The sequence below is a fragment of the Pseudomonas sp. NFIX10 genome, from assembly GCF_900111955.1.
Taxonomy (GTDB): Bacteria; Pseudomonadota; Gammaproteobacteria; order Pseudomonadales; family Pseudomonadaceae; genus Aquipseudomonas; species Aquipseudomonas fluorescens_AA.
On sequence record NZ_FOKH01000018.1, the window covers coordinates 90,708 to 110,579 of the forward strand.

Consider the following 19,872-nt stretch of genomic DNA (forward strand, 5'->3'; position numbering starts at 1 on the left):
CGGTACTCCGGTTTCATTGGTCTCTTACTTTTCCCAACGCACATACTCAGCTTGAAACGTCATTCCCATCCTCTGCGGAATACCATCCTCTCCCGCATTGCTGAAATTTCCCACAACAAATGTCGTCCTCTCCGGCATCGACCTGTAAGAGAAATCCTTAAAGTCCGCCCCGCAATTCATCGGGGCTTCAGGCGATAGCCGCAAGTCCCGAGTTTGCCCGTTAACGCCTGCTCAAGCCGAATCCAAGGCACAGGGCCGGTCTACGAAATACTTGCGCGCACCGCCGTTCGTACGGGGTTGTGGCGCGAGAAAACTCTACTTTTTCCCTACAGGTTCGATCCTCCATGAAGCAATCCCTTTTGGCACTTCCCCTTGGGCTAGTACTCGGCATGGCCGCCTCTTCGGCCTTTGCCACCACCGGCACCATCAACTTCGAGGGGATGATCACCGACATCACCTGTCCGATCGAAATCATCAACCCGGAAACCGGCGCGCCGGGCAACCTGGTGCGTCTGGGCCGGGTTGCCAGCAGCCAGTTCGCGACCATCGGCGATGAAGCCGGGCACCGTGACTTCGCCATGCGTGTCACCCCAGGCGCTGGCTGCACTGCCCCGACCAATGCCACCGTCAAGTTCACCGGCGTGCACGGTGCCACTGGCGCCGGCAACACCCTACATGCCCTGCGTTCGGGCACCGGTTATGCCCGTGGTATCGGTCTTGCGATCATGGACAACAAGGGTGCGCTGATCGGCTACGGCGCCGAGTCGGCCGACTACCCACTGGATGACACGTCCCCTACCGATATGCGCTTCACCGCGGCCTACAAATCCACCGCAGGGTCGGTCACCACCGGTGCCGCCCAGGTTGAAGTTGCCTTTATCGTCAACATCACCTGATCTGCATCCCCCGGCGTCAGCCGGGGGGGCCTCGGTAAGCGCCTGGGTACTCTTGGAGTGCCCAGGCCCAAGGTATCCGTTTTATGTACAGCCTGAGCACCCCCTCCGTTTTTTTTAAAACGATCCGCGCCTGCCTACTGGTTCTCGCACTGATCGTCCAGATTCCCGCCAGCCAGGCGGCCTTGAGCATCAACGGCACACGCCTGGTGTTCACCAGTGAACAGCGCAGTGCCGCATTGATCGTCAGCAACCCCAGCCAGCAGACCTATGCCGTGCAAACCTGGGTCAATACCGAGAGTGACGACACCACCACCGCCGTGCCGCTTATCGCTTCGCCGCCGTTGTTCCGCCTGGATCCGGGTAAGGAACAGCAGGTGCAGATCAACCGCCTGCCCAACGATTTGCCCGAGGATCGCGAGTCGCTGTTCTTCTTCAATGTCCAGGAAATTCCCCAGGCTGAGAACACGCAATCCAATGTGTTGAATATCGCCCTACGTACGCGAATCAAGGTGTTCCATCGCCCCGCCGGGCTTACGCAGAACCCGACGCTGCGCCTCAAGGACTTGCAATGGTCGATCAGGCAAGTCGAGGGCAAAACGCATTTGTGGGTGGACAATCCGAGCCCGTTCCATGTGTCTTTCCTGCGCATCGAAGTCAAGGGCAATGGCCAGCAACAGGCCTTCAGCAGCCCGGCCATGGCCTATCCGTTCTCCAGCCAGTCCTACCCGTTGGAAGGGATCAAGCCGGCCGCCGGACTGCAGGTGAGTTTCTCGACCGTGGACGACTATGGCGCGCATGTCAGCTCGGCGCCCATGGCGATCCAACTGCTTCCCTGACACGCCCCCGCACGACTATCGCTGGAAGACCACCATGACCCATGTACTTGCCCGCCGCCGGCCCTTGCGCCAGCGGCTCGCCCCTCTGTTTGTCCTTGGCGGAGCCGTTGGCGGGTTCGACGCCAAGCCCGCATCGGCGACCCAGGCGCTTGAATTCCAGTCTGGCTTCATGCATCAGGGCGGCACCGCCGGCACCCTGGCCCTTGAAGCCTTGACCCAGGGCCAGGCGCTCGCTCCGGGGCGCTATCGGGTGGCTGTCCAGATCAACCGCCATTACATCGGTGAGCGGGAACTGGATTTCAGTCGCGATCCCGACCAGCAAAGCCTCTCGCCTTGTCTGGATGCGGGGCTGCTGGAGCAGCTGGGTGTCAGGCTCGAGAGCCTGGTCTTGCCCCAGGACGCCAAATGTCTGGATCTACGGGCATTGATTGCCGATGCCCGCGTCGAGTTCGATGCCGGCAAGTTGTTGCTGTCGCTCTCGGTGCCGCAGATCGCCATGCGCCGTGACAGGATCGGACAGGTCGATCCCGAGCAGTGGGATGCCGGTATCAACGCGGCGTTCGTCAACTACCAGGTATCCGCCCAGCAAGGCACCAGTCGCTATCGCGGTTCTACCAGCAGCGATGACCTGTACCTCAACAGCGGCCTCAACCTGGGCGCCTGGCGATTGCGCAGCAATCATGCACTGCACCAGAACACCGACGGCCAGCGCGAATGGACCCAGGCTTATACCTATGCCCAGCGCGACCTGCCCGGCACCCGGGCCAACTTGACCCTGGGCAAGACCTTCACTGGCGGCGAGATTTTTCGCAGTGTGCCGATCACCGGGATGGTCGTTGCCTCCGACATGGGCATGCTGCCCGACCTGCAGCAGGGCTACGCGCCGATCATTCGCGGCGTGGCCCAGGCGCGCTCCAAGCTGGAAATCAAGCAGAACGGCTACCCGATCTACTCCACCTATGTCAGCGCCGGCCCCTATGAGATCGACGACCTGAGCACCGCTGGCGGCAGCGGCGAGCTGGAAGTGGTGTTGACCGCCGACGACGGGCAGGTCCAGCGTTTTATCCAACCCTATGCCACCTTGGGCAACTTGCTGCGCGAAGGGGTCTGGCGCTACAGCGCGACCCTGGGGCGTTATTCGGCCGCCAGCGGCCAGGACGATCCCTTGCTCTGGCAGGGCACCCTGGCCCTGGGCAGTGCCTGGAACACCACCTGGTATGGCGGGGTGATGGGCAGTGATTTCTACCGGGCCGGCAACCTGGGCCTGGCCCGGGACTGGGGCGGCCTTGGCGCCCTGGCCTTCGACCTCACCCATTCCAGCGCCGAGTCGGGACGTGGTGAGGGTGTGCAGGGCATGAGCTACGCGCTGAAATACAGCAAGGCCTTCCAGACCAGCACCAGTCTGCGTTTCGCCGGTTATCGCTACTCCACCGAAGGTTATCGGGATTTCGACGAAAGCGTGCGTGAGCGCAACCGCGACGGCAAGTTCGCCGGTAGCCGGCGTAGCCGCCTGGAAGCCGCGGTATTCCAGGACCTGGGGCGAACCAGCTCGGTCAACCTGACCCTCTCGCAAGATGATTACTGGGGCAATAACCCGCAACAGCGCCAGTTCCAGTTCAACCTCAGTACCCAGCACCGCAAGGTCAGCTACAACCTGTTCGCCTCGCAGTCCCTGAGCGATGAACGCAACGGCAGTCGCCGACAGGCCGGTTTGAGTATTTCCTTTCCCTTGGACTTCGGTCATTCGAACACCGCGACCCTGGGCTTCCAGGACAATGCCGGTCGCTACAGCCAGACCGCGCGCCTGACCGGCAGCGCCGATCAGAACCGGCTCAGCTATAGCACTGCGCTGAGCAACAGCGACGACAACCAGCGCTCGGCGACCTTGGCCCTCGGTTATCAAGCGCCCTTCGGCAGCGTGGGCGGAGGCTACACCCAGGGCAACGGCTATCGCAGCCTCTCACTGAATGCCAGTGGTGCGCTCCTGCTGCATGGCGATGGCCTTGAATGGGGTCCCTACCTAGGCGAAACCATGGGCTTGGTGGTGGTGCCCGACACCCCGGGCGTCGGCGTACTGAATGCCACCGGCGTGCGCACCAACGCCCAGGGCTACGCCCTGGCCCCGCATCTGCGTCCTTACCGGCAGAACCAGGTGGTGCTGCAAACCGATCAACTGGATCCGGAGGTAGAGATCGACAACGGCGTGACCCATGTAGTGCCCCGACGCGGCGCCGTGGTCAAGGCCGCCTTTACTGCGCGCAAGGTCAACCGTCTGGTTCTGACGGGCCGCACCCCGGGGGGGCAGCCCTTGCCATTTGGCGCCCAGGTCAGCGATGCCCGCGGCGAGCGGCTCGGCGTGGTTGGGCAGGCCGGGCAAGTCCTGCTGACCACCACGACCGAACCTCAGACGCTGGATGTGCGCTGGGGCAAGGAGGCCGGACAGCATTGCCAGCTGCAGATCGCGCCGCAAAGCATGGAACAGGCGCAAGGCTATCGGCTTCAGACACTCACCTGCACCGAGCCGTTGGCGCATTAATTTCCTTGCCGGGCGCCGCAACGCTGCGCGCGCCCTGATTCTTCAGGATTCGACAGATGAAATCAGCATCACGAGGATTGGCCGGGGTCGTTGCCTTGATCGCCGCCTGCCAGATCGAGGTGGCTGCGGCTGCCAGTTTTTGCCGTTGGGTGACTTCGGCCAGCAGCATGACTTTCCGCCTCGACGCAGGCAGCGTCTATGTGCCCAGGGACGCGGCGGCGGGGCATGTGATCGGTGAGTTCGATCGCAGCTTTTCCATGCCCAGTACCGAAGGCCAGATCATTCACTGCGAAAATGACCTGGGTTCGACGCTAACCTTCAACGCCGTCGCCAGCGCACCGCTATTTCCCGGCACCCTGCCACCGGTCAATGGCGAAGACGTCAACGGTAAGGTGTTCATGACCGGGATCGACGGCATTGGGGCGCGTATCAAGTTGCAGCATCCGTTCGACGGCGTCGCCGCCGATGCCTTCGTTCCGATTACCGAGCCGACCGTTCCCTTCAATGCCTTGCTCAGCGCCGCGGTGCCCAATACCGCACCGCTGCGTATCGACCAGCTTCGCGGCAAGCTCACGCTGATCAAGACCGGGCCCATTGCCCCTGGCCCGCATACCTTCGACAAGCCATTGTTTGGCACGCGCTTTTCCAATATTGGCAACGGCTTCGACTTCCAGTTGAGCGGCACGGTACTCCAGGCCCAGTGCGGTGTCTCCAGCGTCAGCGCCAACCCGGTGCCGTTGGGCGACTGGCGCACCTCGGACTTCGGCGCGCCCGACACGGCCACCCCGGCGGTGCCGTTCAATATCACCCTGGGCAACTGCGACGCCGATCCCGGCGACATCAACGTCGCCTGGGCCAATATTCGCCTGGAGACCACCAACGGCTCGGTGCCGATCCCCGGCGTGGAAGGCGGGTTTACCTTGGGCACCGGTTCGACGGCCAGTGGCGTCGGCATCCAGGTCCTCAAGGCCGACGGGGTGACCCCGGTGGCCCTGCAACAGGAGGTTCCGCTGGCGGCGATTTCACCGGGGACTACCGTTCTCGACTTGAGTGCGCGTCTCTATCAGACGGATCCACGGGTTGTTGCTGGGGTGGTGAAGGGGGCGTTGAATTTTACGATCAGTTTTCATTGAGGATGAAGCTTCCTGATGCAAGTGGGCTCCCGCAGGCTTGCGCCGTTCACCGAAGTTGGTTCGAAAGGCGCGGGCTTGCTGACGATAGGGCCTATGACCGCACTTGACGTTGTAGATGTTCATGTACGCATGTTGCCATTCTGACGTCGCAGTATCGGTCTACCTGTATGTCGTCTTATGCGTGCATTTTCCAGAGTAGTTATTCGAGCATGTTCGGCTTCAAGAGCTCGGATCTCTTGCTCTTGTTGTAACGCGCGTATGCGCTCCCTCTCCCGTGTTGCGCCAGGCCAATAGTCTTTGCGTTCCTTGGGAGCTGTGCCTGTGAGTTTATTTTGAGTCTTGCGCGGAAGGGCTGTAGGCGGGCTATGCGCGGTGATAGGAGCACTAACTTCAGGGTGGCTCTTAAAGAGTGAGCCATACGGCGATGCTTTTTCAGGATGAACGAAGCTCATCGTGTCACTATTAAAGGCTATTTTTTTCCTCGAATCTGTCAAGTGTGTGCTCGAGCGCCCACCAAACGACACGTATCCCGCACCAAGTCCTGATGCCGCGCTAATAACCAGAAGCGCCGTGCCGACAGCTGGATCCTTTTTCATCACCGCTAGAGCAGCAATGCCACTGATAATAGACGTTGCGGTCAATGCGCCCGTAGGTGTTGCCAAGCGGCCCAAGAGTGCCCCACCCAAGCTGAAGATCGCCAGATGCCCGGTTGGGTCCCGGTAATTAATCGGATCCCCCACGCAATAGGCATACGGATTCAAGCCACCCCGATCAAACGGGCTTGATCTGTCTGGGCTATGAAATCGTCTCAGCACCGGATTATAGGCTCTATAGCCGTTGCCTAGGATGTACCAGCCAGGTTCATACTCTCGAAGTTCTCCGTTGAAACCCAGATGAGTCGAGGGCGGTTCATTCATTGGCCGGTAACCGTAGGCGCAGTAGGCCACTTGCTTGATATCGATCGAGCTGACTTGAGCCAGAATCGATTGGTTCTGATCGGTCGCGAAAAGGATTGCTTGCGGTTTGTTTTCAATGGGCATGGACTGGCTTCCCCGGGACGCGGCGTGACCGTGTCCAGTATCGGATCTGTGCTGCAAGAACGGTACTAGCAGAACAGATAGGGTGACTGACTTGTGGTTTTAGCTTTGTTTGGTTGCCAGACCTGTTACTTCTTACAGTAGGCAGATCGGCCGGGAAAACCGACACTGACGGTCAGGTTGTTTTACCCTACAGGTATCAAGGTCATGTCCAGCCCACGGCTTATTCCGCTGGTCAGATACCACTACGACTCGCTGGATCGTTTGCTCGACTGCGCGCCTTTCGATCAGCCGGTCCAGCAGCGGTTTTATCAAAGAGATCGTTTGGCGAGTGAAATTCACGGGCAGGTTCGCCACTCGTATTTCCAGCAGCCCGACAGCGTGCTTGCGCAACGGCGGCATCACGGTGAAATCGACGAGACGACGTTACTCGCCAGCGATCTTCAGCGCTCAGTGTTGCATGCATTGAACCGCAATCAGCACCAGGCCATGACCTATGCACCTTATGGGTACCGGCCGACATCGAGCGGGCAGCTCAGTTTGTTGGGGTTTGATGGCGAACGTGCCGATCCGATAACCGGCCACTATTTATTGGGCAACGGTTACAGGGCGTTCAATCCATGGCTAATGCGTTTTAACAGCCCGGATTCGATGAGTCCGTTCGCAAGGGGCGGTATAAATGCTTATGCGTACTGTGGGGGGATCCAGTCGGCCGAGTCGACCCCTCGGGGCATGTATTCAAGGTCGTAGCTTCATTGCTGGGGCTCGTGACGGTCGGCCTGTCCGTAGGTGCTGTTTTTACCGAGGGGATGACGCGTACGACATTGATGATAGCTGCGTCGTTAAACGGTGCGATGGGCGTAGCGTCGCTGTTTGCCGCATTTCGGCCTCCTCGATATGTTGTTGGGCGCGGCAGGCCCGCCGTGATAGGACAGAGGCCGGGTACTCGGATACCGCGTACTGCTTCGGTGGCGTCTCTCCCCCGTTATGATCAGATAGTTAACAACCAGCCTCGGGCCTCGGATGTCTTAGTCAGCCTGAATGACGATGTTCCACCGCCCAGTTATGCGGAGGCTATAGCGAAAGAGACGAGTAGAAGAGCACCACCAAAGGATGTAGAAATTGAAATGTCGGATCTGACCCGACGTCCCCCTGCCTCTGCGGCTTCGAACGTCGTGCCACCGCTTCCGGAGGATGTGCAAAGGATCCGAAACAATTGATGGGTAACGCTTAAGCAGGGTTCGAGGCTGTTACGAAACACTGGACAGCTGGCTCGACTGCGCACCCGCCAGAGCGCTTCGATGAGTTTGAACACCCATGTTCGTGCGCCCTGCAGGCGAGCCGATCTTGTCAAATCAGGAAGTCTTTTCAGAATTTGCGTGGACGTAGGGTTTATCAATCAAACCCAGCTCCAACGCCTTGAATGCCGCAGTCCAACGTGAGCTCACACCGAATTTCCGACGAATGTTGGAAAAGTGATAATTCACACCGGCTTCGCTGCAGTTGACGATCTGGCTGATCTCCCAGGAAGACTTGCCGGCGGCGCTCCACTGCAGGACCTCTGTTTCCTTGCGCGTGAGTTTTACTGCTGCCTGTTGTTGCGAAGGCTCAGGCTGGAAACCGCCTTGGGCAGATGAAGGATGGGTCGCGATGGGGTCGGAGCGATACATGACAAAACTCCCGTATACGATGAATGACGGCGTGGGGAGCGCCAAACCCTGTTTCATACGAACCGGGTGTCGCGAGCGCGTTCAAGTCCCTTGGCCAAAGCTGTCGGTACAGGCTCGTTATAGCGCGGTTTGGAGGCGTTGAAACCTGTAAGAAATAACAGGGGCGAGTGAATGGTTTCTTTGAATCGGCGCGCACTGCGGCGAAAATCTCGATTTAAAAATTGCATTCGCTCTATCCCGGGTATATACACGCACCATGCTTCCTTCCCAATGTCTGTGCATCAACCTGCGTCGTGCCGCTCGTGGCGTCAGCAGGTATTACGACGGCGCCCTCGATGGCTTCGGGATCAACGTTGCCCAGTATTCTTTGCTGAACAACCTGGCGCGCCTGGACCAGCCGAGCATTTCTTCCCTGGCCGAGGCCATGGGGCTGGACCGCAGCACCCTGGGGCGTAACCTGCGGGTACTGGAAGGCGAGGGCCTGGTGAGGCTGGCCGAGGGTGAAGACCTGCGTAACCGCATCGTCGAGCTGACCGAAACCGGGCACGCCCGGCTGGCGGCGGCGCTGCCGGCCTGGGAAGCGGCGCAACAACGATTGATCGATAAGCTGGGCGCCGAGAAGCGCACGGCATTGCTGGCCTTGCTGGACGAACTGGCGTAGAGCCGGTTCGTTCGACTACAAGCGGGTATATACCCGCGACTGGAGAACAAGAATGACCTCGATGTGGCGTACCTGTGGTTGGGTCCTGGTGGGCAGCGCGCTGATCCTGGCGTTGTCCCTGGGTGTGCGGCATGGCTTCGGGCTGTTCCTGGCGCCCATGAGTGCCGAGTTCGGCTGGGGCCGCGAGATATTCGCCTTCGCCATTGCCTTGCAGAACCTGATCTGGGGCCTGGCGCAGCCATTCACCGGTGCGCTGGCCGATCGCTTCGGCGCGGCGAAAGTGGTGCTGATCGGTGGGGTTCTGTATGCCGTCGGCCTAGTGCTCATGGGCCTTTCCGATTCGCCCTGGTCGCTGTCCTTGAGTGCGGGGCTGTTGATCGGCATCGGCCTGTCGGGCACCTCGTTCTCGGTGATCCTGGGTGTGGTCGGGCGTGCCGTGCCGCCGGAAAAACGCAGCATGGGCATGGGTATCGCCAGTGCCGCCGGCTCCTTCGGCCAGTTCGCCATGTTGCCCGGCACCCTGGGGTTGATCGGCTGGCTCGGCTGGTCGGCTGCGTTGTTGGTGCTGGGGTTGCTGGTGGCGCTGATCGTGCCGCTGGTGAGCATGCTCAAGGACACGCCAATGCCAACCGTCGGCCATGAGCAGACCTTGTCTGAAGCCTTGCGCGAGGCGTGTAGCCATTCCGGGTTCTGGTTGCTGGCGATCGGTTTTTTTGTCTGCGGTTTCCAGGTGGTGTTCATCGGCGTGCATTTGCCGGCCTATCTGGTGGACCAACATCTGCCGGCGAGTGTCGGGACAACTGTGCTGGCGCTGGTCGGGCTGTTCAATATCGTCGGCACCTACACCGCCGGTTGGCTGGGCGGGCGCATGTCCAAGCCGCGCTTACTGACTTGGCTTTACCTGTTGCGGTCGGTGGTTATCGGCTTGTTCCTATGGCTACCGGTGACGACCACCACGGCCTATCTGTTTGGCATGGCAATGGGCGTGCTGTGGTTGTCGACCGTGCCGTTGACCAACGGCACGGTAGCGACCCTGTTTGGTGTACGAAATCTGTCAATGCTCGGTGGGATCGTGTTCCTGTTCCACCAGTTGGGCTCCTTCCTCGGCGGTTGGCTGGGCGGGGTGGTGTACGACCACACCGGCAACTACGACCTGATCTGGCAGGTATCGATCCTGCTCAGCCTGTTGGCGGCGGCGTTGAATTGGCCGGTGCGTGAGCGTCCGGTAGCGCGCTTGCAGGTCCAGGTGGGTGCCGCATGAGTCGCGTCGCTCCGTGGTTGCTTGTGATCGGTGCTGGCCTGCTACTGGCGCTCGCTTGGTGGGGCTGGCATCAGGGCGGGTTAGCCCTGATGCAGCTGGGCATGGGCAACTGTTGAGCGGTGGACGGGACCGGGCGTGGCGGAGTAACGTCGAGGCCTTACATGCTTTGAAGGAAAATTCGACATGTTGATGCGCTGGTTGGCTGTTCCCGCCCTGTTGCTGGCTGTGACCGGGCAAGTCTGGGCCGCCGATTGCCCGCCGTTGCTGGAGGGTTCGTTGCCCAAGCTGCGGGCCAAGGAAACCATTGATTTGTGCCAGCGCTTTGCCGGCAAGCCTCTGGTGGTGGTGAACACCGCCAGCTTCTGTGGGTTCGCCCCGCAATTCAAGGGCCTCGAGGCGCTCAACCAGCGCTACAAGGACCAAGGGTTGCAAGTGTTGGGCGTACCGTCCAATGACTTCAAGCAGGAATCCAAGGACGGGGCCGAAACCGCCAAGGTCTGCTACGTCAATTACGGTGTGACCTTCACCATGACTGAACCTCAGCCGGTGCGGGGTGCGGATGCGATACCGCTGTTCAAGCACTTGGCTGAACAATCCGGCGCGCCGAAATGGAATTTCTATAAGTACGTGGTGGACCGCCAGGGCAAGGTGGTTGGCAGTTTTTCCAGCCGGATCAAGCCTGACGATCCCGATTTCATCAAGGCGGTAGAAGCGGCCATCGCCTCCAAACCCTGACGCCTGCCACGAAAAAGCCCCGCCTCTTTGCAGAGTGCGGGGCTTTTTTTCGCTTCAGTTGGCGAGGGGTTCAGGTTCGCCGTGAAACATCAGAAGCGGTAGGTTGCACCGACACCGAAACCGTTGGCGCTGTTTTCGTATTTGGCGTTGTAGGACTGGCCCAGGGCATTGCTGCCGCTGACGTTGACTTTTTCTTCCTTGAGGTAGGAATAAGCCACGTCGATGGTCAGGTCGTCGGTCGGGCTCCAACCGGCGCCCAGGCTGAAGATGGTCCGGTCGCCGGTCGGGATGCGTGGCGAACGATCCTGGTTATTGGTCGGTGCCTGGTCGAAGGTCAGGCCGGTACGCAGTACCCACTGTTTGTTCAACTGGTAGGAGGTACCGATGGCGTAGGCCCAGGTGTCGTGCCAGTTCTGCTCTTCAGTAATGGAGCTGAAGAAGGCAGGCGCGAAAGCACCGCCCGTTGCGGGTGTCACACCGTCGTTGTTCACGGTGATTTCTTTCAGGCGGCTCCAGCGAGTCCAGGTGCTGCCCGCGTAGACGGTCCAGGCATCATTGATTTGCTGGGTGACCGAAAAGTCCACCGATTCAGGCGTGGTGATATCCAGCGAAGCATCGTAGCGCGCGCCATTCAGCAGGCTGGGAGGTGTGCCAGCCCCAGGACTGATTTCGGTGTGGCCTTCGAGCTTGTACTTGACCTTGGAGTGATAGGTCAGGCCAACACGGGTGGTGTCGGTCGCCTGGACCAGCAGGCCGATGTTGTAGCCGTAGCCAATGTCATCGCCCTTGATCTTCACGCTGCCATCATTCGGTGACAGCGGCGAGGTCAAATCCGATTCCAGGGCGCCGGAAATGCGGTTGATGGTCGGGCCAAAACCGATCGATACCTTGTCGTTGAAGGCATAGCTGACGGTTGGCTGGAAAGTGACGACTTTCACTTCGCTCTTGCTGCCGAAGTTACCGCCCTGGAAGCCATTTTCGTAATCGGTGATCAAGCCAAACGGCGCGTAGACACCCAGGCCGAAAGCCCACTGATCATCGATAGGCTTGACGTAGTAGCCCATCGGAACGCCGGTGAGCGGAACCATGTCGCCCTTGTTGGTGCCGGACTGGGTACCGCTGGCATCGTCGATATCGGTGGAGGCATCGATGGCGGCGAAGCCACCGGTGACCTGCTGGCGCTTGAGGCGCGACATGCCGGCAGGGTTGCCAAACACGGTGCTGGCGTCATCGGCAGAAGAGGAACGACCTGCGAAACCAGTGCCCATGCCACTGATGCTTTGTTCGTTCAAGGCAAAGCCACTGGCGAAAAGTTGCGTGGATGCCAAGGTAACGGCAAGGCCAAGGGTGGTTTTGAGCATCATTTTTTTCATTGTTAGAACTCCTGGTGATCACCGGGGCGAAAATTACCAACATTTTCGTTCAAGCGCTATAGCCTGCATGGCTTGATTTAGAGCGGTTTTGTAGGACAATCCGACCAGGTTCGCGAGCGTTGTAGGAAGTTTCCAAATTTCCCATCAGCAAGCGACCTGATTCAGCGGCGAAACACAGCTTTGCCAGGCGTAGGTGAAATCTCGCAGGCGCCCTTGGGGATGAAAGGTCTGGCGCCAGATGCGGGCCATGCCCAGCAGGTCGTCGGCGTCGGGAAGCGGGGTATTCTGTTCCTCCACCAGCAGCCAGGCGATGGCGGTGGCGTAGCGCAAATTGACGGTCAACTCCAGGTGCGGGCCGCTGAGAAAGGCATGTTGGCTGGCCAGGCCGCGCACCAGGCTGGCCCGTTCCGGATCTTGTGCCAGGTAATGGTCCCAGAGGGCCTGGTGGCGGGGCTCGGTAATGCGATACAGGCCATGTCCGCGTCGATCATGCAGGGCCGAACCCAGGGCGGACTGGCTGGCGGCAATGCCCAGTAACAAGGATTCCGCCGTTGCGCTGTGACGCTCAAGGTAGAGGAGCGTCGGGCGGATCACATATCGACACAGTTCGCTGGCAGCGATACCCATAAAACCCTCGAAGTGTGAAAAGGGCGGAGCCTGAAGAGTGTGGGCTTGGCAGCGGTGGATCGGTCCAGGCCCCGCCGGAAGCGGATCATGCCGCTTGACTTGAAGTGTAGTGTCATATTCCCGCTGTAAAGGACTGTTTTTAAAACATCTTCAGCGAGCGGTTATAACTGTTATATCCATTGGTGCTTACGGCGTTTCGCTTAATCGAGAAATTTCGGGCAATAAAAAGCCCCGCTTTCTGGGCGGGGCCTTTGGGGTTTCAGCCTTTCTGGCGTCTCAGGCAACCAGTGCCTGGCGAGTACGCTCGATCACGGCCTGCAGCGGTTCGGCGCTGGAGTACTGGTCGGGGTACAGGCGTTCGCTGTGACGGGCGATGCCGTGTTCGTTGACCAGCGTGAAGCTGAAGCAGCCTTTGCGAGCGGCCATGATCAGGCAGTTCATCGGTGCAAAAGCGTTGGTGAGGGTGCGGATAGCATCCTGTGCGTGGATTTGAGTGGACATGTTATGGGTGTTCCTGCAAATGACACGGTTAAGAACCGTGCAACGTTAAAACGTTCCAGTAACGTCGACCACCATTGGTCGAACGAAGAACCCGACTGGAACAAAGCAGCCAGTTTGAGCGCTATATAAGTGCGCGCTTGGGCTGGCAGGTAGGTACTTAGGAGGGCAGGCAGCACATCGAGGGCAAAGGTTCTGGGCCCGGGGTGAAGATCCTGATCAATTTTGCAGGTTGGTTCGGTCAGAGTAAGGAGCCTGACAACACCCTTTGCATTCGATCAAAGGCTGTGTTGGCGCAAGCTTTACCTGGAAACCATCGAGGGGGCCGGTCTCCTTTTTTCGGTGAGGCGTCCTTGGGAGGATGGCTGACCTTGGAGATGTGTTCGACCCGGAATTGACTTTCAGCTTGGTACTAACGCTGCGGATACTAACGGATCGAAGCCGTGAAGGGAAGGGTGTTGGTTAAAAAATATTCAAATGGGCACTCAATTGCTGTAGGGGGGCCTGCCGTAGCACAGCAACCGACGCTTGCAAGTGCGCCCACGCCACCGTTGCCGCAATGCACGACCAAAGGTTATCCCCAGCTTTTACTGCCCGTTTTGCCAAAAAATCGCAACGTTTATAACTCGTTCAGTTGTTACTTGTGCACACTCGCTGCATCACTTGTCACCGAACTGTCATGTCGGAACAATCCGGGGTAGGTGCCTGTATCCAAAATTTAAGTCAATGAAAAACATCGCTTTTTTTTACTGGTGAAAAAATCGTCAGTTTGAGCGCAGGCCCCGTTCCACAGGGCTTTGCGCGAGTTCAGGGGGGGTTGTCCACTGAGTTATCCACAGCTTCTGTGGATTGTCCCAAGCGCTTGCTCTAGCACGGGCGTGCCGGTTTTTTTCGGCTTTACCCGTACGAAAAAAGGAGTAGAGTGGCGCGCCTTCCGATCTGTCCCACAGTGCTTTATGAAGTTTCGCTCAGTATCAAATCCTGTTACCTCCACACCCTCTGGTGTTACCCCACCCAAGCGTTTGTCGATGCGGGTGGCTGAGTGGCTGCTCGACAGCCCGCGGCTGGGAGACAGCCCCAGCGTCAAGCACTTGGCTGGTCGTTTGCTCAAGCAACCGGCCCGTGAAGGCGTAGTGGCCGCGCAAAGTCGCCTCGGGCAGTTGATGTGCCGAGAATGCGGCAACGCCCGGGATCGACGCATCGGCCACGACCTGCTGCGCCAGGCCGCCCGGGCCGGCGATGATCGTGCCCGCCGGGCCCTCGGTGAAATCGAAGGCTGAAAACGAAGACTGCGCTGGGCAACCCCCAGCCGCTTGGTTAACCTTCGGGCTTTATTTGATCGGCAGGAATTGTCATGGCTATGGATTTGACCAGCCTGTTGTTTGGCCTGGCAGGCGCTGCGGTGCCGTTGCTGGCACTGGCCTGGCACTTGCAACGCCAAGCCGCCGCCGCGCAGACCGGGCTGGCCCTGCTGGAGGAGCGCCTGGCCACGGCCCACATGGCCCACGATGGCCTCAACGCCCAGCTCGATGCCTGCCGCGATGAAATCAGCGATCTGAGCCAGGCCAACGCCGCCAAGCAGGCCGAGCTTGCCGCGGCCTGCCGTGAGGTCGAATTGCTGCAGATCGAGCGCGACAATGCCCGGGATGCGGCCCACGCCTGGAACCTCGAGCGTGCCAACAAGGAAGCCGAGCTGCGCCGGCTCGATGCCCAGGCGGCGTCGTTGCAGGCCGAACTGCGCGAGCAGCAGGAAAGCCATCAGCAACGCCTGGATGACCTGCAAGGCTCGCGAGACGAGCTGCGGGCGCAGTTCGCCGAGCTTGCCGGGAAGATCTTCGACGAACGGGAACAGCGTTTCGCCGAAACCAGTCAGCAACGCCTGGGCCAGTTGCTCGATCCGCTGAAGGAACGCATCCAGTCCTTCGAAAAACGCGTTGAAGAAAGTTACCAGGCCGAGGCCCGGGAACGTTTCTCCTTGGGCAAGGAACTGGAGCGCTTGCAACAACTGAACCTGCGCCTGAGCGACGAAGCCACCAACCTCACTCGGGCGCTCAAGGGCCAGAAGACCCAGGGTAACTGGGGCGAACTGATCCTGGAGCGGGTGCTTGAACATGCCGGCCTGGAGAAGGGCCGCGAGTATCAGACCCAAGTCAGCCTCAAGGGCCCGGACGGCGAGCGCTTCCAGCCGGACGTGTTGATTTATCTGCCGGGCGACAAGCAAGTGGTGGTCGATTCCAAGGTCAGCCTCACGGCCTATCAGCAGTACGTGGCCGCTGAAGATGACGCCATCGGCCAACTCGCCCTCAAGCAACATGTGGTGTCGTTGCGTGCCCATGTCAAAGGCTTGGCCGGCAAGGACTACAAGCGCCTGGACGGTTTGCACAGCCTGGATTTCGTGTTGCTGTTCGTGCCAATCGAAGCGGCGTTTTCCGCCGCCCTGCAAGCCGAGCCGAACCTGTTCCAGGAAGCCTTCGACCGCAACATCGTGATCGTCAGCCCGACCACGCTGCTGGCGACGCTACGGGTGATCGACAGCTTGTGGAAGCAGGAGCGCCAGAGTCAGAACGCCCGGGAAATCGCCGAGCGGGCCGGGTGGCTGTATGACAAGTTCGTCCTGTTCATCCAGGACCTGGACGAGATCGGCAGTCGCTTGCAGCAGTTGGACAAAGCCTACAGTGCGGCGCGCAACAAACTGACAGAGGGGCGCGGCAACCTGATCAGCCGCAGCGAACAGCTCAAGCTGCTCGGCGCCCGGGCCAGCAAGAGCTTGCCTGCCGATTTGCTCGAGCGGGCGATGACGGATGCGGATGGATTGCCTGAGTTGCCGGAAGAAGCCAGCGAGAAAATCCAGGGCTGAAACACAACCCCAAGGATGAAGCAGAAACTTGTGACGAGGTCACCTTGTGGAGAAGTCATCTTGTGGGAGCAAAGCTTGCTCGCGATGACGGTCTCAAGGATATCATCGCGGGCAAGCCTTGCTCCCACAAAGATGCCCTTGCACAGGGCCATCATTTGCCCGAATTACAACGGCAAGTGCCGACTCAACAAAGCCCTCAACGCCGCCGGCTTCACCGGCTTGGCCAGGTAATCCAGGCCCGCCGCATGCACCATGGCCACCGTCTCGGGGCGGCCATCGGCGCTGATCACCACCCCGGGTACCGGTTCCCCCATGCGCCTGCGCAACCACGCCATCAGTTCGGTACCGGTCTCGCCGTCGTCCAGATGAAAATCCACCAGCGCCAGTTGCGGTCGGCCGCCCTGGGCCAGCCAACGCTCGCATTCCTCGCGGTTGCGCGCGGTCCACACCTGGCAACCCCAGCGCGTCAGCAGGCTGTTCATGCCGATCAGGATGCTGTCTTCGTTATCGACGCACAGCACCTGCGCGCCGCTTGGCAAGTGACCGTTGGGTTCGGCCACGGGGCCCGGTACGACGGCCTGTGTCTGGGCCAAGGGCACGCTGACGCTGAACACGCTGCCGCGCCCCGGCCAGGAGCGTACGCGCAAGGTATGGCCCAGCACGCGGCATAGGCCGTCGGCGATCGCCAGGCCCAGGCCCAGGCCTTTTTCGGCGCGGGTCTGGTGGCTGTCCAGGCGCTTGAACTCTTCGAAAATGACTTGCAGCTTGTCCTCGGCGATGCCCGGCCCGCGGTCCCAGACTTCCAGGCACAATTCGCCGTTGCGCCGGCGTACGCCCAGCAGCACCGGGCCCTTGGCGTAGCGGAAAGCGTTGGTCAGGAAGTTCTGCAGAATGCGCCGCAGCAGCTTGATGTCGCTGTCCACTCGCAACTTCGAGCCGCGAACCCGGAACTTCAAGCCTTGTTCCTGGGCCAGCGCCGTGAACTCCGCACCGAGGGTATCGAGCAGCTCGTTGAGGGCGAAGGGCTTGCGGTCGGGGTTGATCTTGCCGTTTTCCAGGCGGGAGATATCCAGCAAGTCGGTGATCAGGTCTTCAGCCGAGCGCAGTGAACTGTCCAGGTGTTGCACCAGTTGCCGGGCCTCGCTCGGCAAACCGTCGTGCTGGTGGGACAGTGCGGCGGAGAACAGGCGCGCGGCATTGAGCGGTTGCATCAGGTCGTGGCTGACCGCCGCCAGGAACCGGGTCTTGGATTGATAGGCCGCTTCGGCGGTGCTCTTGGCTTCGGTCAGGGCCAGGTTCAACTGCGACAGTTCCCGGGTGCGTTCCGCCACTCGTTGCTCCAGCCCTTCATTGGCTTCGGTCAGCGCCTGTGCGGCCTCACGGAAGGCGGTGATGTCGGTGAAACTCATGACGAAACCGCCACCGGGCATCGGGTTGCCGATCAGCTCGATGACCCGGCCGTTGGGGAACAGCCGTTCAGAGGTATGGGCTCGGCCCTGGCGCATCCAGTGCAGGCGCCTGGCGACATGGACTTCCGCTTCGCCCGGCCCGCAGAGGCCACGTTCGGCGTTGTAGCGGATGATGTCGGCAATGGGCCGACCGACACTGATCAAGCCGTCCGGGTACTTGAACAGCTCCAGGTAGCGGCGGTTCCACGCCACCAGCCTGAGGGACTGGTCGACCACGCTGATGCCCTGGCTGATGTTCTCGATGGCGCCTTGCAACAGGGCGCGGTTGAACTGCAGCACTTCCGACGCTTCGTCCGCGATCCGGACCACGTCTTCGAGCTGCATCTCCCGACCTTCGATGGCGGCTTTCACAACCGCGCGTGTCGAAGAGGCGCCGAGTACACCGGCCAGCAGGCGTTCGGTGTGGGCGATCCATTCGCTGTCGGCGTTCTGGTTCGGGTTGAAGCCTTTGCCCTGGCGGTAGGCGAAGCGAATGAAGCTTTGCCGCGCCCGCTCTTCGCCGACGAAACGTGCGGCCAGTTGCAACAGGTCTTCGATGTGCACCGCCAGCATCGAGCGGGGGTTGGGGCGGGCGCTGATTTCCTGGCCGATGAAGCGCCCGGCCTGCCAGTGTTCCGAAACGCGTGTGCGCGACAGCACCGACACCCAGGCGAACAGCGTGAAGTTGCCGGCCAGGGACAGGACCACCCCTTGGGTCAGCGGCGTAATCGGCAGGTTCAAGGGATTGCCGTGCAACCAGGCCAGCCCCGGGAAACTGCTGAGCGACCAGCCCAGGCTGTGGGCGGCAATCGGCAACACCAGGGTGTAGAACCACAGGAAGATCCCCGTGGCGAGGCCGGCGAACACGCCGCGGCGGTTGGCCTGTTTCCAGTACAGCGCGCCGAGCATGGCCGGGGCCAGTTGGGTCACGGCGGCGAAGGCGATCTGGCCGATGGTCGCCAGGCTCGCCGTCGAACCCAACAACCGATAGCTGACATAGGCCAGCAACAGGATGACCACGATGCTGACCCGGCGCACCGACAACATCCACTGGCGGAACACCTCGAAAGGCCGTTCAGCGTTATTGCGACGCAACAACCAGGGCAGCAGCATGTCGTTGGAGACCATGGTCGACAGCGCCACGCTGGCCACGATCACCATGCCAGTGGCCGCCGAGGCGCCGCCGATGAACGCCAGTACCGCCAGGGCCGGATGAGCCTGGGCCAGCGGCAGGCTGATGACGAACGAGTCCGGCAGCACGGAACTGGGCAGCATCATTTGCCCGGCGAGGGCGATGGGCACCACGAACAGCGCGGCCAGGGCCAGGTAGGCGGGGAATACCCATTTGGCCAGGCGCAGGTCCTGGGGCTCGATGTTTTCCACCACGGTCACGTGGAACTGCCGCGGCAAGCAGATGATCGCCATCATCGCCACCCCGGTCTGCACCACCATGGACGGCCAATTGATGGTTTCTTTCCAGTATTGCTCCAGGCGCGGGGCGAGCATCGCTTGATTGAACAGGTCGTCGAAACCGTCGTACAGGCCGAAGGTCACGAAGGCGCCAACCGCAAGGAAGGCGAACAGCTTGACCAGGGATTCGAAGGCAATCGCCAGCACCATGCCACGGTGGTGTTCGGTGGCGTCCAGGTTGCGGGTACCGAACACGATCGTGAACAGCGCCAGGATCAGCGAGACGATCAGCGCGGTGTCCTGGGCGCGGGTGCCCATGGCGTCGGCACCAGCGCCGATCAGCAGGTTCACCCCGAGCACGATGCCCTTGAGCTGCAAGGCAATGTACGGCAGCACGCCCACCAGGCAGATCAGTGCGACCACCACCGCCAGGGATTGGGACTTGCCGTAGCGGGCGGCGATGAAGTCGGCAATGGAGGTGATGTTCTCCTGTTTGCTGATCATCACCATTTTCTGCAGGACCCACGGCGCCAGTACCAGCAGCAGGATCGGCCCGAGGTAGATCGGCAGGAATGACCAGAGCTGTTCGGCGGCCTGGCCCACGGCGCCAAAGAACGTCCAGCTGGTGCAGTACACCGCCAGCGACAGGCTATAGACCCAGGCCCGCACCCGTGGCGGCAGCGGTGTGCTGCGCCGGTCGCCGTAGAAGGCGATGGCGAACATGATGGCCATATAGGCCAGGGCGACAACGGCGATCAGCCCGCTGGACAACGACATGGAAACTCCCCAACAAAGACACCGGGACTTGAGCCCGGCAGGACAGTCTCGCATGCCCGCTCGGGTTCGTCAGTGTCGACCAAGGTCGAGGCGTGGTGGGGTGTCGCAGGTGAGGAA

The 19,872-nt window shown here is 60.7% G+C and carries 17 protein-coding genes; 10 read left to right on the forward strand and 7 right to left on the reverse strand.

All coding sequences use genetic code 11. From position 1 onward, the window contains the following. The first annotated feature begins 344 nt into the window (after positions 1-344). The 3 genes from BM321_RS17505 (at position 345) to BM321_RS17515 (ending at position 4,268) form a co-directional block, all read left to right on the forward strand. A complete protein-coding gene (locus tag BM321_RS17505; RefSeq protein WP_092443650.1) occupies positions 345-896 on the forward strand; it encodes a fimbrial protein in 552 nt (183 codons plus the stop codon). 83 nt (positions 897-979) lie between these two features. Continuing rightward, positions 980-1,732: a fimbrial biogenesis chaperone gene (locus BM321_RS17510; protein WP_092443651.1), complete on the forward strand. Its 753-nt coding sequence runs from the start codon at positions 980-982 to the stop codon at positions 1,730-1,732. A 34-nt stretch (positions 1,733-1,766) separates the two neighbouring features. Continuing rightward, positions 1,767-4,268 (forward strand): fimbria/pilus outer membrane usher protein, encoded by a 2,502-nt coding sequence (locus BM321_RS17515; protein ID WP_092443653.1) that lies wholly within the window; start codon positions 1,767-1,769, stop codon positions 4,266-4,268. Here BM321_RS17515 and BM321_RS30560 read toward each other — a convergent pair. After that, positions 4,240-4,437 carry a hypothetical protein gene (locus tag BM321_RS30560; RefSeq protein ID WP_175534945.1) on the reverse strand — a complete coding sequence of 66 codons (198 nt, stop codon included), beginning with the start codon at positions 4,435-4,437 and terminating at the stop codon, positions 4,240-4,242. The two genes, BM321_RS17515 and BM321_RS30560, sit on opposite strands and share 29 nt — an antisense overlap. On the opposite strand from BM321_RS30560, the gene BM321_RS17520 reads away from it, so the two are divergent. Then, positions 4,436-5,401, forward strand: coding sequence for a fimbrial protein (locus BM321_RS17520; protein ID WP_175534946.1), 966 nt, complete (start codon positions 4,436-4,438; stop codon positions 5,399-5,401). The genes BM321_RS30560 and BM321_RS17520 overlap by 2 nt on opposite strands. A gap of 119 nt (positions 5,402-5,520) precedes the next feature. On the opposite strand, the gene BM321_RS17525 is transcribed toward BM321_RS17520, so the two are convergent. Next, positions 5,521-6,441 (reverse strand): RHS repeat-associated core domain-containing protein, encoded by a 921-nt coding sequence (locus tag BM321_RS17525; protein WP_092175700.1) that lies wholly within the window; start codon positions 6,439-6,441, stop codon positions 5,521-5,523. Between the two features lie 204 nt (positions 6,442-6,645). Between BM321_RS17525 and BM321_RS31005 the strand changes: the two genes are divergently transcribed. Then, positions 6,646-7,188: an RHS repeat-associated core domain-containing protein gene (locus tag BM321_RS31005; RefSeq protein WP_256573449.1), complete on the forward strand. Its 543-nt coding sequence runs from the start codon at positions 6,646-6,648 to the stop codon at positions 7,186-7,188. A 605-nt stretch (positions 7,189-7,793) separates the two neighbouring features. Here BM321_RS31005 and BM321_RS17535 read toward each other — a convergent pair. Next, the gene (locus tag BM321_RS17535) at positions 7,794-8,108 is read right to left on the reverse strand and encodes a helix-turn-helix transcriptional regulator (RefSeq protein WP_092443656.1); all 315 of its coding nucleotides are present in this window, start codon (positions 8,106-8,108) and stop codon (positions 7,794-7,796) included. Between the two features lie 256 nt (positions 8,109-8,364). Here BM321_RS17535 and BM321_RS17540 point away from each other — a divergent pair, with 256 nt between their 5' ends. The 3 genes from BM321_RS17540 to BM321_RS17550 all read left to right on the forward strand — a co-directional run bounded on the left by BM321_RS17540 (position 8,365) and on the right by BM321_RS17550 (position 10,765). Beyond that, positions 8,365-8,769 (forward strand): MarR family winged helix-turn-helix transcriptional regulator, encoded by a 405-nt coding sequence (locus BM321_RS17540; protein ID WP_092443658.1) that lies wholly within the window; start codon positions 8,365-8,367, stop codon positions 8,767-8,769. A gap of 61 nt (positions 8,770-8,830) precedes the next feature. Continuing rightward, positions 8,831-10,030 carry an MFS transporter gene (locus BM321_RS17545; RefSeq protein WP_371856633.1) on the forward strand — a complete coding sequence of 400 codons (1,200 nt, stop codon included), beginning with the start codon at positions 8,831-8,833 and terminating at the stop codon, positions 10,028-10,030. Between the two features lie 183 nt (positions 10,031-10,213). Then, positions 10,214-10,765 (forward strand): glutathione peroxidase, encoded by a 552-nt coding sequence (locus BM321_RS17550; protein ID WP_092443661.1) that lies wholly within the window; start codon positions 10,214-10,216, stop codon positions 10,763-10,765. Between the two features lie 89 nt (positions 10,766-10,854). Here BM321_RS17550 and BM321_RS17555 read toward each other — a convergent pair whose 3' ends face one another. The 3 genes from BM321_RS17555 to BM321_RS17565 all read right to left on the reverse strand — a co-directional run bounded on the left by BM321_RS17555 (position 10,855) and on the right by BM321_RS17565 (position 13,266). Beyond that, complete coding sequence (locus BM321_RS17555; RefSeq protein ID WP_092330421.1) at positions 10,855-12,138, reverse strand: OmpP1/FadL family transporter; 1,284 nt, start codon at positions 12,136-12,138, stop codon at positions 10,855-10,857. A 144-nt stretch (positions 12,139-12,282) separates the two neighbouring features. Further along, positions 12,283-12,765, reverse strand: a complete 483-nt coding sequence (locus BM321_RS17560; RefSeq protein ID WP_092443663.1) for a hypothetical protein — start codon at positions 12,763-12,765, stop codon at positions 12,283-12,285. A 276-nt stretch (positions 12,766-13,041) separates the two neighbouring features. After that, a complete protein-coding gene (locus BM321_RS17565) occupies positions 13,042-13,266 on the reverse strand; it encodes a hypothetical protein (protein WP_003204606.1) in 225 nt (74 codons plus the stop codon). Between the two features lie 953 nt (positions 13,267-14,219). Here BM321_RS17565 and BM321_RS17575 point away from each other — a divergent pair. Both BM321_RS17575 and rmuC read left to right on the forward strand, forming a co-directional pair. After that, on the forward strand, positions 14,220-14,543 hold the full coding sequence (locus BM321_RS17575) for an SEL1-like repeat protein (RefSeq protein WP_092330416.1): 324 nt from the start codon (positions 14,220-14,222) through the stop codon (positions 14,541-14,543). Between the two features lie 188 nt (positions 14,544-14,731). Continuing rightward, complete coding sequence (gene rmuC, locus BM321_RS17580) at positions 14,732-16,120, forward strand: DNA recombination protein RmuC (protein ID WP_175534947.1); 1,389 nt, start codon at positions 14,732-14,734, stop codon at positions 16,118-16,120. 164 nt (positions 16,121-16,284) lie between these two features. Here rmuC and BM321_RS17585 read toward each other — a convergent pair whose 3' ends face one another. Further along, on the reverse strand, positions 16,285-19,755 hold the full coding sequence (locus BM321_RS17585) for a hybrid sensor histidine kinase/response regulator (protein WP_092443666.1): 3,471 nt from the start codon (positions 19,753-19,755) through the stop codon (positions 16,285-16,287). Positions 19,756-19,872 lie beyond the last annotated feature (117 nt).

Excerpts from the sequence above, each read along its gene's own strand:
- BM321_RS17575 (WP_092330416.1), top strand. The coding sequence starts at position 14,220 with ATGAAGTTTCGCTCAGTATCAAATCCTGTTACCTCCACACCCTCTGGT.
- BM321_RS17515 (WP_092443653.1), top strand. The coding sequence starts at position 1,767 with ATGACCCATGTACTTGCCCGCCGCCGGCCCTTGCGCCAGCGGCTCGCC.
- BM321_RS17510 (WP_092443651.1), top strand. The coding sequence starts at position 980 with ATGTACAGCCTGAGCACCCCCTCCGTTTTTTTTAAAACGATCCGCGCC.
- BM321_RS17560 (WP_092443663.1), bottom strand. The coding sequence starts at position 12,765 with ATGGGTATCGCTGCCAGCGAACTGTGTCGATATGTGATCCGCCCGACG.
- BM321_RS17520 (WP_175534946.1), top strand. The coding sequence starts at position 4,436 with ATGACTTTCCGCCTCGACGCAGGCAGCGTCTATGTGCCCAGGGACGCG.
- BM321_RS17540 (WP_092443658.1), top strand. The coding sequence starts at position 8,365 with ATGCTTCCTTCCCAATGTCTGTGCATCAACCTGCGTCGTGCCGCTCGT.
- BM321_RS17535 (WP_092443656.1), bottom strand. The coding sequence starts at position 8,108 with ATGTATCGCTCCGACCCCATCGCGACCCATCCTTCATCTGCCCAAGGC.
- BM321_RS17550 (WP_092443661.1), top strand. The coding sequence starts at position 10,214 with ATGTTGATGCGCTGGTTGGCTGTTCCCGCCCTGTTGCTGGCTGTGACC.
- BM321_RS30560 (WP_175534945.1), bottom strand. The coding sequence starts at position 4,437 with ATGCTGCTGGCCGAAGTCACCCAACGGCAAAAACTGGCAGCCGCAGCC.
- BM321_RS17525 (WP_092175700.1), bottom strand. The coding sequence starts at position 6,441 with ATGCCCATTGAAAACAAACCGCAAGCAATCCTTTTCGCGACCGATCAG.
- BM321_RS17565 (WP_003204606.1), bottom strand. The coding sequence starts at position 13,266 with ATGTCCACTCAAATCCACGCACAGGATGCTATCCGCACCCTCACCAAC.
- BM321_RS31005 (WP_256573449.1), top strand. The coding sequence starts at position 6,646 with ATGTCCAGCCCACGGCTTATTCCGCTGGTCAGATACCACTACGACTCG.
- BM321_RS17505 (WP_092443650.1), top strand. The coding sequence starts at position 345 with ATGAAGCAATCCCTTTTGGCACTTCCCCTTGGGCTAGTACTCGGCATG.
- BM321_RS17585 (WP_092443666.1), bottom strand. The coding sequence starts at position 19,755 with ATGTCGTTGTCCAGCGGGCTGATCGCCGTTGTCGCCCTGGCCTATATG.
- BM321_RS17545 (WP_371856633.1), top strand. The coding sequence starts at position 8,831 with ATGTGGCGTACCTGTGGTTGGGTCCTGGTGGGCAGCGCGCTGATCCTG.
- BM321_RS17555 (WP_092330421.1), bottom strand. The coding sequence starts at position 12,138 with ATGAAAAAAATGATGCTCAAAACCACCCTTGGCCTTGCCGTTACCTTG.